Genomic DNA, 13,785 nt, shown 5'->3' with positions numbered 1-13,785 from the left:
CACGCAGTGATGAGCGGCAATGACGCATCCACGGCGTCCACCACGCCGGCTGCGGTTGCCGCCGAGCGCTTGCGGATTACCGAGATATTCCACTCGATCCAGGGCGAGGCCGATGCGATCGGCTGGCGCACGGTATTCGTGCGGCTCACCGGTTGCCCGCTGCGTTGCGTCTGGTGCGATACCGAGTATTCGTTCTACGGCGGCGACTGGCACGCGATCGACGACATCCTGGCCGAAGTGGCCTCGCATGGCGCCAAGCACGTCTGCGTGACCGGTGGCGAACCGCTGGCACAGAAGCGCTGCCTGATCCTGCTACAGAAACTGTGCGACGCCGGTTACGAGGTATCGCTGGAAACCTCCGGCGCGCTGGATGTCGTCGCGGTCGATCCACGCGTGCGCAAGGTGATGGACCTGAAGGCGCCCGATTCGGGCGAAAGCAAGCGCAACCTGTGGTCGAACCTCGATCATCTATTGCCGCACGATCAGATCAAGATCGTGATCGCCAGTCGCGCCGACTACGAATGGGCGTGCGCGATGCTGGCCGAACACTCGCTGGCGGATCGTTGCATGGTGCTGTTTTCGCCGGTGCACGGCGCGGTGCAGCCGCGCGAGCTGGCCGAATGGATCATCGCCGACAAGCTGCCGGTGCGCTTTCAGATGCAGTTGCACAAGCTGCTGTGGAACGACGCAGCCGGTCATTAGATTTGTGCGTTCATCCATGAACGCGAAGATCAAAAAGCGGCTATCCATGGCCGCACTCTTCAAGAAAAATCCGCACTGTGGCTATGTTGCCGCAAGCGACAAGAAAACCGACGCGCCGGCCTGTGTTGCCGGTGGCGTTTGCGGCCGGTGACCGGTCACTCTGAAGTGGAATACATCAATGTCTCAAGACACATTGCGCAAGGCGGTCGTGCTGGTTTCCGGCGGCATGGACTCGGCCGTCACTATCGCGCTGGCACGCGAGCAGGGCTATCAGGTGCATGCGTTGAGCGTGGCCTATGGTCAGCGTCATAACTCCGAGCTGGCCGCGTCCGATCGTGTGTCGAAGATGCTTGGAGCGGTTGAGCACAAGACGGTCAGTATCGATCTGCGCAGCATCGGCGGTTCGGCGCTCACTGCCGATATCGACGTGCCACTGGACGACGGTGCACACGACGGCGACGGCCACATCCCGGTGACTTATGTGCCGGCGCGTAACACCATCATGCTTTCGATTGCACTGGGTTGGGCCGAGGTACTCGGTTCCAGCGACATCTGGTGCGGTGTCAATGCGGTCGATTACTCGGGCTATCCGGATTGCCGTCCCGCCTTCGTCAATGCGTTCGAGGCGCTGGCTAACGTGGCCACCAAGGCCGGCGTCGAAGGTGCCGGCATTTGCATTCACGCCCCGCTGATGCGCATGAGCAAGGCCGACATCGCGCGCGAAGGCCAGCGCCTGGGTGTGGATTTCTCGGTGACGGTCAGCTGCTACAAGGCGGACGATGAAGGCCGTGCCTGCGGTCACTGCGATGCATGTCGGTTGCGCGCGCAGGGGTTCCACGAAGCAGGGCTGGCTGATCCCACGCGGTACGTCTGAGCACATGATTGCTTGTGCGGTTGCCGCCCAGCCCGTAAAATTGTCGGCTTGAGTTTTTAATGATGGGTCGTTAGCTCAGTTGGTAGAGCAGTAGACTTTTAATCTATTGGTCCCGGGTTCGAATCCCGGACGACCCACCAGTTTCCAGAGCGCCCATCGGGCGCTCTTTTTTTGCATGCGATCGGGATAAACGGGGCAGGATCAGCTATCGCCGTTGGCCGCCGTCCACACCGACATCATCGTGCTGCGCAATTGCTGAGGCGAGACCGGCTTGTACAGCAGCGGAATCTTCGCCGCGATGATCTCGCGCAGATGATCGATGCGGGTTTCGCCGGTGATCAGCAGCCGCGCGAATGGCGTCGCGTCATCGTGCTGGTAGTACCGATCGAGTGCGGCAAACACCTCAAGTCCGCGTTCGCCCGCGCGCAAGTTCAGGTCGGAGATCACGATGTCGGCCGGCCCGGGCCAGTTCTCGATCGCCTCCAGTGCCTGCAGGTGGTCCTCGGCCACCGCCACTTCGCAGCCCCAGCTGCGCAGCAGGAAACGGATGCCGGAAAGAATCGCCGGATCGTTGTCCAGCACCAGTACGCGTTTGCCGGCCAGATCCGTCGATATGTCGTCATCGGGCGCGGCCAGCTCCGCGCGCGCGTCGGCGATCGGCAACTCAAAGTGGAACACACTGCCCCGACCCAGTCGCGACTTCACCTGAACCAGAGTATCCAGCAGTTCCGCCAGTCGCTGCACGGTGGCCAGGCCCAGGCCGAGGCCCGAATGCGAGCCGTCGTCGAGTCCGGCATCGGCATGGTCATCGATGCGGTAGAACTCGTCGAACACGCTGGAAAGATGCTCCGGCGCGATGCCACTGCCGGTATCCCACACTTCGATGCGCACGCAGCCATCAACATCACGTCGCGCGCCCACCAGCGCGCCACCGTGATGGGTGAAGCGCAAGGCATTGCTGACCAGGTTGTTGAGCATGCGGGTCAGCATGGTGCGATCGCTGCGTACCCATAGCCGGGTAGGGCGGCTAGTAAGCCGCAGTCCGCGCTGCTCGGCCACCATGTCGAAATTGCGGCGAACCTCGGTGAATACCTGATCGAGCGGGAACTCGCTGATCTCGACCTGGACCGCGCCGGTTTCCAGCCGCGACAGATCGAGCAACTCGCTGAACAGGTGATCGAGCGACTGCACGCATTCCTGGATATGCGCGATGCGATCCAGCCGCTGCGGATCGTATTCGTCCACCGCCAGTGCCGAGGAGAACAGGGTCAACGCGTAGAGCGGCTGGCGCAGGTCGTGCGAGGCAGCGGCGAGGAAGCGCGACCTGGCCACGCTGGCCGCTTCCAGCGCAGCATTCTTTTGCGCCAGTTCGTGCGTGGCCTGCTCGATCTGCTGTTCCATGCCGCGCTGCACATCGAACAGCGCCGCTGCCGCATGGTTGAAACCCTGCTGCAGCTCGCCGATCTCGGTACGGTCAGTGACCGCCACCGCGACACGCCGATCGCCCTGACCGAGCTGTTGCACCGCACCTGCCAGATGGCGCAGGGGCGCGCTGATCCAGCTTGCGGCTTGCCAGCCGATCACGCCGGCGACAAACAGGCTCAGCAGCAGCGCGATCAGTGCGTGACGCAGACTGGCGTGTTGTGCAGCGATCGCATCGCGCAGGCTGACATCCACCAGGATCGAGCCGAGCAGGGGATGCCCCGCCTGGTCACCGTCGACCACATCGTGCACGACTGTCATGATTTCCTGCGGGTTGTGGCTGTCACCGGATTCACGGTGATCGGCGAGGATCTGCCCCGCGGCCGTGCGGATCTGCACGCGCGTCACATGCGGCAGGTCACCGATCGAATCGGCAATGCCCAGCAGCTCGCGCAGCTGCATATTGCGCAATGGCTGCACGCAGACCGAAGCGGTCTGCGTGGCGATGGCGTCCGCATTGCTCTGCGCCATCTGACGCAGGTTGCTCAACTGGCGCTGGGTCAGCAAGGTCACCAGCAACACGGCCGTGATCAGGGTAGGCGCCAGCGCGACGAAGGCCAGTCGCTGCATCAGCGACGTGCGCTGCCATAGCCGTACAGGCCAGGAGTTGGTCGCCGTGCCCATTTGCCCGATACCTCCCCGGCATGACCCCGCACGCCGACACGCCGGGGACAGTTCAGTCGCCCATCGACGCCGCCTCTGGGCAACGTGGATGTGGGACAACACTAGCGCGAAACGGGTGGATTGGCAGCTGCCGGTGATACTCACCGGCGCATGTTTCAATCAATGTGTCGGTCGGCCTGGCGGTACCGCCGGGTGAGTCGTTCGATCAGCAGCGGCAGCAGCGCGAGCAGGGCGAGTGCGCCCAGTGGCAACAGCACGTTGCGGTGCATGAACATGCCAAGGCCGAACGTGTCGCTCTGACTCATGGAGGCGCCGAGACCGGCGCCGATCGAGGTTTCGAAGATCAGCGCGACGGTGCCGCCGAGCCAGCTGGCGCCAACGAATAACCATAGCGGGCAACGCAGCCACGCCAGCGCCACCGTCACCGCACCGAACGGGACTACCGGCACGAAGCGCAGGAACAGCGTGTAGCTCACCGGATGCCGCTCGAAGCCGTGGTGCAGCTTCGCCACGATCGCCGGCGGGTGTCGGCTGCCGGCACCGAACGCGTAGCGGCTGGCCAGATACAGGATCAGCGAACCGAGCGTCAGTCCCGCCGACGAACACAAGGTGCCGTCGACCACGCCGAACGCGAAACCTCCGGCGAGGATCACCACGACCGTGCCGGGCAGGCCAGTCGACGTGGCCAGGGTCAGCAAGCCGATGAAGGCCAGCCGGCTCATCCACGGATGCTCGGCGATATGCACGTGCAATTCGTTCTGGTGAGCCACCAGTTGCTGTGGGGTCAGTCGATCCAGCCAGCCGGAGGCGAACAGCACGATGCCGGCCAGCACCAGCAGGATCAGTGGCAGCGCGGCGCGCCAGCGACTCAATACGGTGTGCCGGTGGCGCCGTAGCTGGCCAGTACGGCGCATGCCTGATCGCGCAGGATGTCGCGGCGTACAGCAATGTTGCGGCGTTGGAGCTCGCCGATCCAGTCGGCCGGCAATGGGCCCTCATCGAACTCGGTTAACTCCTCGACGTCCTCGGCGCGTGCGCCGATCAGCAGTTCATCGACACCGGCCCATACCGTGGCGCCGAAACACTGGCAGCACGGTTGCGCGCTGGTAGCCAGGATGTAGTGGCCGCCCTGCTCGTTGAGCCGGAAGGCCGCCAGGCGCTGCTGCGCCGTCATGTACGCCATCATTTCCGCATGCGCGACCGAGCAGGTCTGCGGCACCACGCGATTCACCCCGACCGAGATCAGCCGCCCCGCCGCGTTGAACACCGCGGCACCGAACGGGCCGCCGTGGCTGCGCTCGACGTTGTGCTTCGACAGCTCGATTGCCAGGCCGACCTTGTCTTCATCGGTGAGGTAGAGCCGGCTTTCGTCGGCAACCTCGCCAATCCATGGCGGCAGGGTGAGGTGGATTTGCTGGGGCAGCATGATGCTCTCCTTTTACTGGCCGGCCGGTTTCGCCCACACGTCACGCAGGGTCACGGTGCGATTGAACACCGGCGCGTCGGCACGATGATCGACCCGGTCGGCCACGAAATAGCCCAGCCGTTCGAACTGGAAGCGCTGCTCCGGATCGACGTTCGCCGCCGCCGGCTCCAGCCACGTCTGCACCACACGCTTGGCTTGCGGATTGACATGGTCGAGCCAGCTCTTGCCGTCTTCTTCGCTGTCCGGCGCGGCCACACTGAACAGGCGATCGTAGATACGCACCTCGGTGGCAACCGCATGCTTCGCGCTGACCCAGTGGATCGTGCCCTTCACCTTGCGGTCCGCGCCCGGCATGCCGTGGCGGGTTTCCGGGTCGAGCGTGCAACGCAGCTCGATCACCTTGCCGTCGGCGTCCTTGATCACCTGTTCGCACTTGATGATGCCGACGCCGCGCAGGCGCACTTCGCCCTCTGGCTTCAGGCGGTGGAAACCCTTCGGCGGCACTTCGGCGAAATCGTCCTGCTCGATCCACAGCTCGCGTGCAAACGGCACTTCGCGGGTGCCGAAGCTGTCGTCTTTCGGATGGTTCGCGAAGGTCAGCGTTTCCTCGTGGCCTTCCGGCAAATTCGTCAGCACCAGCTTCAGCGGATCGAGCACGGCCATGCGGCGCGCCGCGGTGGCGTCCAGATCCTCGCGGATACAGCCTTCCAGGATCGCGTAGTCGATCACGCTGTTCTGCTTGCTCACGCCCACACGCTCGATCAGCAGGCGCAAGCCGGCCGGCGTGAAACCGCGCCGGCGCAGGCCGCGCAGCGTGTTCATGCGCGGATCGTCCCAGCCGTCCACGAAATTCTCGCTCACCAGCTGCGCCAGCTTGCGCTTGCTGGTGATGCAGTAGCTGAGGTTGAGCCGCGAGAACTCGATCTGGCGCGGCTTGGCCGGCTTCGCTTCCAGGCCAGCGGCGACCACCGACTGCCACAGTTCGGGATGATTCGGCAGGTCGACCTTGTCGACGAACCAGTCGTACAGCGGCCGGTGATCCTCGAACTCCAGCGTGCACAGCGAATGGGTGATGCCTTCCATCGCATCGGACAGGCAGTGCGCGTAGTCGTACATCGGATAGATCGGCCACGCGTCGCCGGTATTCTGGTGGGCGATCTTACGGATGCGGTAGATCGCCGGATCGCGCAGGTTGATGTTGCCGGCGCTCATGTCGATCTTCGCGCGCAGCGTCTTTGCGCCGTCGGCGAACTCACCCGCGCGCATGCGGCGGAACAGGTCGAGATTTTCTTCCACGCTGCGCTCGCGATGCGGCGAGTTGCGCCCGGCGGTAGTCAGCGTGCCGCGATACTCGCGCATTTCCTCGGCGTTGAGGTCGTCGACATAGGCCACGCCGTCCTCGATCAGCTTGAGCGCCGAGCGGTAGAACACCTCGAAATAATCCGAGGCGTGGCGCAGCGAGTGCCATTCGAAGCCAAGCCAGCGCACGTCGTCCTTGATGCCCTCGACGAACTCGGGGTCTTCCTTGCCCGGATTGGTGTCGTCCAGGCGCAGGTTGCACCAGCCCTTGAACTCGCCGGCGATGCCGAAGCTCAGGCAGATCGCCTTGGCGTGGCCGATGTGCAGGTAGCCGTTCGGTTCCGGCGGAAAGCGTGTGTGCACTGCATGATGCTTGCCCGTGGCGAGGTCGTCGCGCACGATTTGCCGGATGAAATCCTGGTGGACGACCGCAGTCGGAGTAACGGTAGCGGCGGCGGGATTTTCAGTCGACATCAGGCAAGGCTCGCAAGCGGTAGCGGAAACGCCCAAGTTTACCCTGTCACCGCTGCCGGGCGCAGATCGCCCCAGATGCAAGGTGGGACAAGGTGTCGCTTGCCCGAGGTTCAAGTGGGGCCGCTTGCCCCAAGCCCGTGTCGGGGCGTAGCGTGCGGGCCATGCACACCGTCTACCGCGCCGAAAACCTGTTCGATGCCCATCTGGTCAAGGATGCGCTGGAGGCCGGTGGGATTCCGGCGTTCATTGCGGGGGAATACCTCACCGGCGCAGTAGGCCAGCTGCCGGCGATGAACTACATCGAAGTGCGCGTGCCCGAATCGAGCCTGGCGCTCGCCAGCGGCATCGTGGGCGAGGTCGAGGCCCAATTGAGCGAGGCGCGGTTGGCCATCGACGAGATTGGCGATCAGTCCGACGGCCCGCTGCTCATGCCTTGCTGAGCAAGATCAGCCACCACCGTTCCACGATCGCACCATCTCCAAGGAAGTTTCATGCAAGACCTCGCTGCACTGATCCGCGCCGTGCCGGATTTCCCCACGCCCGGCGTGATGTTCCGCGACGTCACCCCGCTGCTCGCCGATGCCGGCGGCTTCGCCCGCAGCATCGACGCGCTGGCCGAACCATGGCAGGGCAGCGGTGTGCAGGCCGTGTGCGGCATCGAGGCGCGCGGTTTCATCTTCGGCGCCGCACTGGCGCAGAAGCTGCACGCCGGTTTCGTACCGTTGCGCAAACCCGGCAAGCTGCCGCCGCCGGTGGTGACGGTGGACTATCAGCTGGAATACGGCAGCGATCGGCTGGAAGCACAGCGCGGTGCGTTGAAGCTTGGCGAGCGCGTGCTACTGGTCGATGATGTGCTGGCTACCGGCGGTACGCTGGCGGCGGCACGTGCCTTGGTCGAGCAGCTTGGCGGGGAGCTGGTGGGTGCCAGTGTGGTCATCGAACTGGTCGCGCTGCACGGACGGGATCGTTGGCTTGGGAGTCAGCAGCTGCACAGTTTGTTGCGTTACTGAGGTTCGGTCGGGCGAATTATCAAGTACCACTAGCGCCAAAATGGTTGTACAAACCGACCACAACAATCGCGATGACCAATGTAATAGCACTGATCGTCTCTATCTCGTAGGCCGAGCGCAAGAAGCGTTCTCGAAGAGACTTGGTTAGCAAAAGCGGCAGCGAAACAACCAGGTCCGCGGCAAGACAAATCAAGCCAAATAAAAAATTAAACTGCAACCACTTCCAGATTTCATGGAGCATGTTTGTAGTACCTGACGCCCGAATTAAGCTGCGCCGCGAAGTGGCGTCGGCTTGAATGGATTCTTAGCTACGACCACGCTATTTCGCGAACTTTTCAGTAATGTCGTTCATGGATTGGATGTAGCTGTCGAGCTGTCCAACGCGGTCGAGTAATATATATGGGTTGCCCATCGCTGCTTCCAGTCGATGCTCGTCTGAAATTTGACACCAAGAGCACTTAGACCTACCAGCATCTAAGGGCTCTTTGCATGATTCACACGTGTTTGCTGCGGGAACAATTGTTTCACCGTTAAAGACGTATGGGGTGCCTGAGGCATCAAGGAAATATGGTGCAGTTTGAGTTCGTCCGATCCGCATTTGGAAGAAATTGCAGGAATAACTGGTCGCTCTTTGCTGCAGTTCGGTTACTAGTTCCGGGTTGGTTCTTGCGCCGGCAATAATTGCTGTTATGCAATCCTCTGGGACGTCCAAAAGTAGAAGTTCTGAAGATGCGCGCACCTCAGTTTCATCTGCGACCATTCGACGCTCAGATTCATACGACCAAGCTCCTGTCTTGGTGAAATAGGCTGCGTGGAACACTCCACCTTGCAGGAAATATGTATAGCGTGGTTTCTTTATTACATGCACCCTGTAAAGCATCTCGGTGAGTCCTTCATCGGCCTCATCTCGATATGCAACGTCACCAAATTGGCTCCCAGGAAAGTGCTCTTTGAGTAGATCCTCATCAAACTCAACTGCGAATCCGGTTACGTTCGAGCCGTAGTGAGCCCACATCGGGGATACGGCGGGCGAGTTCGAGAAGCAAGTTGTGGGGAGTTGAGGGATAGAGCCGATTGCCTCTTGATAGCAGGCTAGAGCCCCCGGATCAGAATTGAAATCTACCGTCAGAAAAAGCTCATATGGATCATTGAAGTCCTTAGGCAATGAGCATTTGAGCGTGGCTCCATTCTCCGACAGTGCGATGTTAGCCAAGCTTGGGCTGAAGTATTTGTAGATGTGCTTGGTCATCATCAAGTCCAGTTGAGCAGCTAACGCTTAGTAGACCCTATATCCGGGGTGTTGCGCTTCATTGCTGCCCGTTCAAGCGGCAAACACCCTTGTCAGACAAGACTTTGTGCGATGCCGGGAGTTCTACATGGATGGAGGGGTTGCTTTGTTATCTGAGATTTTTCGGGTGTAACGGGATTCACGGTTTAACGATGCCAAGACTCTCCACATAAACCAGTTCGCACGCCCCCGCACCGGTGTCCTCGCGTGTCATCGACGTATTCCAGTGCCAGCCATCGACGCGACTGGCGTCGACCAGGAAGCCTTCGATATGGATGATCTGGCCTTGGCGCACCTGTTCGAGTTCGCGCTTCACGCCGGCATCGGCGGGGATCATGTGCATGTTGGCGCTGGAGGTTTCGATTTCGCGGCGCGGGATCGGAAATTCCTTCACGTGCCAGTAGTAGAAACGATCGGATTGAGTGATGTCGATCTTTGCGAGTACATCGCTGTCGGACATGCGGCCCCAGCCGAGGGCGAGGTCTTCGGGGATCAGATCGGCGTCGGCGCCCCAGGAATAATCCTTGCGGGACAGCACGCGGGCGGTGATGTCGAAATGGGCGCGGGTGGTCAGCGTGACGTCGCCGCGTTGCAGTTGCGCACCATGGTCGAGGTCAACCTGCTCGGGGGCATCGGGGGCGAGCACGCCCGGCAGTGGATGCAACGGACGATGGCGCCAGTGCGACATCGCACCGAGCAGCACCAGCAGCAGGACGGCGCCAAGCAGGAGTTTGCGCAGGCTCAAGCGAAATCCGCCGCGAGCATGCAGCGCTGTTCGGGCGTCAGTGTTACTTCGATCGGCATCGCTGGCAGAGTCGAGGCGATCTTGATCGGCGCGCCCGCGTTCCAGTTCGCGATCATCGCCGCATCGAGCTCGAAGCGCAGGAAGTGCACCGCGGCGGTCTTTTCATCGTTGCTGCGTTCCATGTCCTCGTCGGCGATCGCGGTAATCGGTGTGTGCCCTTGCACGCTCAGCACGATGGCGTGCTCGATGTTGCGCAGACGAACCAGCTCCAGCTTGCGTTGCTCGACGTGGGGGTACTCAATCAGCAAGGTGGCCTTGAGGTTGCCGCCGTCGGGGATCAGTGGATTGTAGGCATCGAGCTCATCCTGGATGCCGGCGCCCTCGAAGATGCGTTCGATGCGCAGCATTTCCTGCACCTGGTATTGCACGCTCAGCCGGTCCTCGAAGATCAGTGTGAGGTGTTCGCCGATATGTACGCTGCGCTTCTTCTTGTGTGCGATCACGCGGGTGCGGAACTCGCTGCGTTGCTGCGCATAGGCTTCGAGGGTGAGCAGGTCGGCGCGGGTCAGCTTCTGCATGCTGCGTCCAGGATGGTGTCGGTGCGATACCTGAGTGTGCCTTCAGGTCTTTACTTTGTCGTCATTCCTGCGAAGGCAGGAATCGCTCTATGGCAGCGAAGCTGGTTATTCATGGTTGTCTATGGAGTAATGACAAGTGCGATGACCAGCTTCGCTGTTGTAAGACACTTCCCGCCTGCGCGGGAATGACGGTCGTGGGGGTAAACAGTGGCGTGATGCGTTCCTCAAATGCCGTACGCCTTGCGCAGCAGGCTCAGCGGATGTTCCGCCGCCGGCTTGTCGTCGAGGCCGTGGGCGATATGACCGCCGGCCATCGGACAGTCACTGGTGAAGTGGTCGGGGTTGGCTTGCTCGACGCGAGTCTCCACGGGTTTCGCCAGTTTGCGCGAGAGCGCATAGGTCGCATGCTTCACGCCATAGGTGCCGTCGTGGCCGGAGCAGCGCTCGATGGTGACGACTTCGGTGTCCGGTACCAGCTGCAGGATGTCGCGCGTCTTCGGGCCGATCTTCTGCACGCGCTGGTGGCACGGCACCTGCCAGGCGACCTTGCCCAGCGACTGTTTGAAGTCGGTCTGCAGCAGGCCGGCCTTGTGGCGCTCGGCGAAGTATTCGAACGGATCGAAAAAGCGCTCGCGCACCAGCGTCACGTCGGCATCGTCCGGGAACATCAGCGGCAGTTCCTGCTTGAACATCAGCACGCAGGACGGAATCGCCGCGGTGAAGTCCCAGCCTTCGCGCGCCATCTTCGCCAGCACCGGAATGTTGCGCTCCTTGTATTTCTTTACCGTCTGCAGGTCGCCGAGTTCCAGCTTGGGCATGCCGCAGCAGCTTTCCTGCTCGACGAGTTTCGTCGGGATCGCATTGTGCGTCAGCACCGCGGCGAGGTCCTCGACCACCACCGGATTGGAATGGTCGCAGTAGCAGGTGGCGAAGATGGCGACCTTGCCGCGCGTGCGGCCTGCAGGCGTCACCGTGCCGCTGCCGTCGAGATCGCGCAGGCGCTTGCGTGCGGTGGGTGTGTGGTATTCGGGCACCCGCGCGTCGGCATCGACGCCCATGGTTTTTTCCAGCAGCTTGCGCGCGCCCGGATGGCGGTTGGCGGCGTTGATCACCTGCACCACCACCGGGATAGAGGCCAGCTTGCCGACGGCGCGGGTGTTGGACAGGATCATCGCCGACAGCGGCGCGCCATGCTCGTGGAAGTGCGTGGCCTTGGCGCGCAGCATCAGGTGCGGAAAATCCACGTTCCACGGATGCGGCGGCGTGTACGGACACTTGGTCTGGTAGCACAGGTCGCACAGGTAGCACTGCTCGGTGACCTTGGGATAGTCGGCCTTGTCGACGCCGTCGATTTCCATCGTCTTGGATTCATCGATCAGGTCGAACAGGATGGGGAAGGCGTGGCACAGGCTGACGCAGCGGCGGCAGCCGTGGCAGATGTTGAATACGCGCTCCAGCTCGGCGTCGAGCGCCTGCTGATCCATGAATTCAGGATTGAGCCAGTCCAGCGAATGCCGGGTCGGTGCTTGCAGATTGCCTTCGCCCTTTTCGTGGATCAGGTCCATCGGTGGCCTCCACTACGCTGGAAGAAGCAAGAGTGCCTTTTCGCCTGGACGCAAAGACACTCTTGCCCGATTGGATATGCGACTAACCCATGTCGCCCAGCGCCTTGGTGAAGCGGTTGGCGTGCGAACGCTCGGCCTTGGCCAGGGTCTCGAACCAGTCGGCGATTTCGTCGAAGCCTTCTTCGCGCGCGGCCTTGTGCATGCCCGGGTACATGTCGGTGTACTCGTGGGTCTCGCCGGCGATGGCGCTTTTCAGGTTCAGGTGGGTTTCGCCGAACGGCAGGCCGGTGGCGGGATCGCCCACGGCTTCCAGGTATTCCAGATGGCCGTGCGCGTGGCCGGTCTCGCCTTCGGCGGTGGAGCGGAACACCGCGGAGACATCGTTGTAACCCTCCACGTCGGCCTTGGCGGCGAAGTAGAGATAGCGGCGGTTGGCCATCGATTCGCCGGCAAAGGCGTCTTTCAGGTTCTGCTCGGTCTTGGAGCCTTTCAGGTTGCTCATGACATCACCTCGTGGCGTGTGGCTGGGAGGGAAATGCGAGTCGGCCTTGCGGTCTTGACCTGCCGAGCCTAGCGCCCGGAGGGTCCGCGATGAAATTGATTGTCTAGATGGTGCGCATAGCCTGCAGCTATCGGCGGGCGGTCTTGCGCGCCACTGGCGCTGTGATTTTTGCCGGCATGGGAGTGGCTGCCGTGTGGGCATCCAGCAAGTCGGCGGGCAGTTGCCGGAAGACTTCGGCCAGCTGCTTGAGGAACCCGGTCATCGCCGAACTCTTGCGCCAGACCATGGCGATGCGCCGGCTCGGCGGATGGCCTTTGAACTCGATCAGGTGCAGTCCCTCGACCGGCGCCACCGGCGGCTTCACCGCCGTCACCGGCAGCAGGGTGATGCCGACGTTTGCCGCCACCATCTGTCGCAGCGTCTCCAGGCTGGTCGCGCGGAAGCCGCTGTGCTCGCCGGCACCGACCATGTGGCATACCTCGAGCGCCTGATCGCGCAGGCAATGACCGTCTTCCAGCAGCAACAGATTCTGGTTGGTCAGATCGGCCAGTTTCAGCAGGCCTTGCTTGTGCGCCAGTGTGTGCTCGCCCGAGACCGCCAGCAGGAATGGTTCCTCGAACAGGAACTCGCTGTGCAGACTGTCCTCATGCAAAGGCAACGCAAGGATGCCGGCGTCCAACTTGCCCTCGCGCAACAGGCGCAGCACCGCCTCGGTTTTTTCCTCGACCAGCAGCAGTTCAAGTCTTGGAAACGCGCTACGCACCAGCGGCAACGCGTGCGGCAGCAGATACGGGCCCAGCGTGGGAAAGATGCCCAGACGCACCGTGCCGGATTCCGGATCGAGCGTGCGCCGAGCCACGCCGCGGATCTGTTCGATCTGGTTGAGCACGTCGCGTGCGCGGATGGCGATGTCGCGGCCGACTTCAGTCAGCAACACCTTGCGCGGCGTGCGCTCGACCAGCGGTACGCCCAGTTCGTCCTCCAGCTTCTTGATCTGGGTGGACAGGGTCGGCTGGCTGACGAAGCAGGCCTCGGCGGCGCGCCCGAAGTGCCGATGCTCGGCAAGGGCGACCAGATACTGGAGATCACGAAGATTCATGGATCGTCCTGGCTAGGCAATAGGCTCGCGCTATGGCTGGGATGGTAACAATCAATTGGAGCAATACAAGCGTGGGTTCTATCCTGCGTGCACGTTTTGGTAGCAACACCCCGCGCG

Annotated in this window: 16 protein-coding genes and 1 tRNA gene; 6 read left to right on the top strand and 11 right to left on the bottom strand. The window is 62.2% G+C overall.

Features of this window, described 5'->3' with window-relative positions; genetic code table 11:
• Positions 1–9 precede the first annotated feature (9 nt).
• The 4 genes from queE to IE071_RS09715 all read left to right on the top strand — a co-directional run bounded on the left by queE (position 10) and on the right by IE071_RS09715 (position 1,716).
• Positions 10–702 carry a 7-carboxy-7-deazaguanine synthase QueE gene (gene queE / locus IE071_RS09725; RefSeq protein WP_189441014.1) on the top strand — a complete coding sequence of 231 codons (693 nt, stop codon included), beginning with the start codon at positions 10–12 and terminating at the stop codon, positions 700–702.
• A 16-nt stretch (positions 703–718) separates the two neighbouring features.
• Positions 719–853, top strand: a complete 135-nt coding sequence (locus tag IE071_RS15935) for a hypothetical protein (RefSeq protein ID WP_268244959.1) — start codon at positions 719–721, stop codon at positions 851–853.
• Between the two features lie 27 nt (positions 854–880).
• On the top strand, positions 881–1,576 hold the full coding sequence (queC, locus tag IE071_RS09720) for a 7-cyano-7-deazaguanine synthase QueC (RefSeq protein WP_189441013.1): 696 nt from the start codon (positions 881–883) through the stop codon (positions 1,574–1,576).
• 64 nt (positions 1,577–1,640) lie between these two features.
• Positions 1,641–1,716, top strand: a tRNA-Lys gene (locus IE071_RS09715).
• A gap of 61 nt (positions 1,717–1,777) precedes the next feature.
• Here IE071_RS09715 and IE071_RS09710 read toward each other — a convergent pair.
• The 4 genes from IE071_RS09710 to IE071_RS09695 form a co-directional block, all read right to left on the bottom strand.
• Complete coding sequence (locus tag IE071_RS09710) at positions 1,778–3,682, bottom strand: ATP-binding response regulator (protein ID WP_189441012.1); 1,905 nt, start codon at positions 3,680–3,682, stop codon at positions 1,778–1,780.
• Positions 3,683–3,837: 155 nt separating this feature from the next.
• On the bottom strand, positions 3,838–4,554 hold the full coding sequence (locus tag IE071_RS09705) for a TVP38/TMEM64 family protein (protein WP_189441767.1): 717 nt from the start codon (positions 4,552–4,554) through the stop codon (positions 3,838–3,840).
• Positions 4,551–5,108: a nucleoside deaminase gene (locus IE071_RS09700; protein ID WP_189441011.1), complete on the bottom strand. Its 558-nt coding sequence runs from the start codon at positions 5,106–5,108 to the stop codon at positions 4,551–4,553. Before IE071_RS09700 ends, IE071_RS09705 begins: the two co-directional genes overlap by 4 nt.
• 12 nt (positions 5,109–5,120) lie before the next feature.
• Positions 5,121–6,881, bottom strand: a complete 1,761-nt coding sequence (locus IE071_RS09695) for a glutamine--tRNA ligase/YqeY domain fusion protein (protein WP_189441010.1) — start codon at positions 6,879–6,881, stop codon at positions 5,121–5,123.
• A 161-nt stretch (positions 6,882–7,042) separates the two neighbouring features.
• Here IE071_RS09695 and IE071_RS09690 point away from each other — a divergent pair, with 161 nt between their 5' ends.
• Positions 7,043–7,321 (top strand): putative signal transducing protein, encoded by a 279-nt coding sequence (locus IE071_RS09690; RefSeq protein WP_189441009.1) that lies wholly within the window; start codon positions 7,043–7,045, stop codon positions 7,319–7,321.
• Positions 7,322–7,372: 51 nt separating this feature from the next.
• The gene (locus IE071_RS09685) at positions 7,373–7,891 is read left to right on the top strand and encodes an adenine phosphoribosyltransferase (protein WP_189441008.1); all 519 of its coding nucleotides are present in this window, start codon (positions 7,373–7,375) and stop codon (positions 7,889–7,891) included.
• Between the two features lie 19 nt (positions 7,892–7,910).
• Here the strand turns inward: IE071_RS09685 and IE071_RS09680 are convergent, their stop codons facing one another.
• From IE071_RS09680 to IE071_RS09650, 7 genes are all read right to left on the bottom strand, one after another.
• The gene (locus tag IE071_RS09680; RefSeq protein WP_189441007.1) at positions 7,911–8,132 is read right to left on the bottom strand and encodes a hypothetical protein; all 222 of its coding nucleotides are present in this window, start codon (positions 8,130–8,132) and stop codon (positions 7,911–7,913) included.
• A 78-nt stretch (positions 8,133–8,210) separates the two neighbouring features.
• Complete coding sequence (locus tag IE071_RS09675; protein WP_189441006.1) at positions 8,211–9,140, bottom strand: DUF2971 domain-containing protein; 930 nt, start codon at positions 9,138–9,140, stop codon at positions 8,211–8,213.
• A 178-nt stretch (positions 9,141–9,318) separates the two neighbouring features.
• Complete coding sequence (locus tag IE071_RS09670; RefSeq protein ID WP_229792848.1) at positions 9,319–9,924, bottom strand: hypothetical protein; 606 nt, start codon at positions 9,922–9,924, stop codon at positions 9,319–9,321.
• Positions 9,921–10,502 (bottom strand): DUF3501 family protein, encoded by a 582-nt coding sequence (locus IE071_RS09665; protein WP_189441005.1) that lies wholly within the window; start codon positions 10,500–10,502, stop codon positions 9,921–9,923. The genes IE071_RS09670 and IE071_RS09665 overlap by 4 nt, the downstream gene beginning before the upstream one ends.
• A gap of 224 nt (positions 10,503–10,726) precedes the next feature.
• Positions 10,727–12,067 carry a (Fe-S)-binding protein gene (locus IE071_RS09660; protein WP_189441004.1) on the bottom strand — a complete coding sequence of 447 codons (1,341 nt, stop codon included), beginning with the start codon at positions 12,065–12,067 and terminating at the stop codon, positions 10,727–10,729.
• Positions 12,068–12,149: 82 nt separating this feature from the next.
• Entirely contained in the window at positions 12,150–12,569 is a 420-nt protein-coding gene (locus IE071_RS09655; protein ID WP_189441003.1) for a rubrerythrin family protein, read from the bottom strand.
• Positions 12,570–12,696: 127 nt separating this feature from the next.
• A complete protein-coding gene (locus IE071_RS09650; RefSeq protein ID WP_189441002.1) occupies positions 12,697–13,668 on the bottom strand; it encodes a LysR substrate-binding domain-containing protein in 972 nt (323 codons plus the stop codon).
• Between the last annotated feature and the right edge of the window lie 117 nt (positions 13,669–13,785).

The organism is Rhodanobacter panaciterrae (genome assembly GCF_014651895.1).
GTDB lineage: Bacteria > Pseudomonadota > Gammaproteobacteria > Xanthomonadales > Rhodanobacteraceae > Rhodanobacter > Rhodanobacter panaciterrae.
This window is presented reverse-complemented; position numbering and strand designations above follow the sequence as displayed.